Below are 1,423 nucleotides of genomic sequence, written 5' to 3' on the forward strand. Positions count from 1 at the left end.
GTGGGTGAGTTGTATGTGGCCGGTGTCGGCGTTGCGTATGGGTATGCGGGCCGGGCGGGGTTGACGGGGTCGCGGTTTGTGGCGTGCCCGTTCGGGGGGACCGGTCAACGGATGTATCGCACCGGGGATGTGGTGCGGTGGCGCGCTGAGGGGGAGTTGGAGTATCTGGGGCGTGCTGATGAGCAGGTCAAGATTCGTGGGTATCGCATCGAACTCGGCGAAATTCAGGCAGCATTGGCCGCCCTGGAGGGGGTGGAGCAGGCCGTCGTGATCGCCCGTGAGGACCGTCCTGGTGATAAGCGGCTGGTGGGGTATGTTGCCGGGACAGCGGATCCAGCTGGGTTGCGTGCCGCGCTGGGCGAGCGGTTGCCCGAATACATGGTGCCCGCGGCGGTGGTGGTGATCGATGAGTTGCCGTTGACGGTCAACGGCAAGCTCGATAAGCGGGCCCTGCCCGCGCCGGACTACGGCGATGTTGATCGTTACCGGGCTCCGGCCACGCCCATGGAGGAGGTCCTGGCCGGTATCTACGCGCGGGTGCTGGGTGTGGAGCGGGTCGGGCTCGATGACTCCTTCTTCGACCTGGGTGGGGATTCGTTGTCGGCAATGCGCCTGATCGCAGCAGTCAATACAACGTTGGGTGCCGGTCTTGCGGTGCGCGCGGTATTCGACGCGCCTACGGTTGCCCGGTTGGCGCCCCGTGTAGCTCCGGGTGGGGGTGGGGTTGAGCCGTTGGTGGCCGGTGAGCGCCCGGCGGTGGTGCCGTTGTCGTTCGCCCAGAACCGGTTGTGGTTCATCGACCAGCTGCAGGGGCCGTCGGCGGTTTACAACATGGTGGTGGCGTTGCGGCTGAGCGGACCCCTGGATGGGGCCGCGTTGGGGGCGGCACTGGGTGATGTGGTGGGCCGCCATGAAAGCCTGCGCACCCTGTTTGACGCGATCGATGGCATTCCTCATCAGGTAGTGATGCCCGCCGAGCGGGCCGACGTTGGCTGGCAGATCATCGATGCCGCTGGCTGGTCGGAGGATCGTTTGGCAGAGGCCATCGGCGAAACGGCGGGCCATAGTTTTCATCTGGCGACCGAGATTCCGTTGCGGGCAAGGCTTTTCCGGATCTCCGCGGATGAGCATGTGCTGGTGGCGGTGGTGCACCATATCGCCGCCGATGGTTGGTCGCTCACCCCGTTGGTGGCCGATCTGGGCGTGGCGTATCGAGCGCGGCAGCAGGGCCAGGCCCCGGGGTGGGCGCCATTGGCGGTCCAGTATGTCGACTACACGCTGTGGCAGCGCGCCCAGTTCGGTGACCTCGAGGACACCGACAGCCTGATTGCGGGCCAGTTGGCGTTTTGGGAGCAGGCTTTGGCCGGGCTGCCTGAGCGGCTGGTGTTGCCCACCGATCGGCCCTATCCACCGACCGCTGATC

Annotated in this window: 1 protein-coding gene; it reads left to right on the top strand. The window is 66.2% G+C overall.

Annotated features, from left to right (window positions below):
• On the top strand, positions 1-1,423 hold a 1,423-nt coding region (locus A5686_RS03990; RefSeq protein WP_156749927.1), incomplete at both ends, for a condensation domain-containing protein.

The organism is Mycobacterium sp. E2479, from assembly GCF_001667925.1.
Lineage (GTDB): Bacteria > Actinomycetota > Actinomycetes > Mycobacteriales > Mycobacteriaceae > Mycobacterium.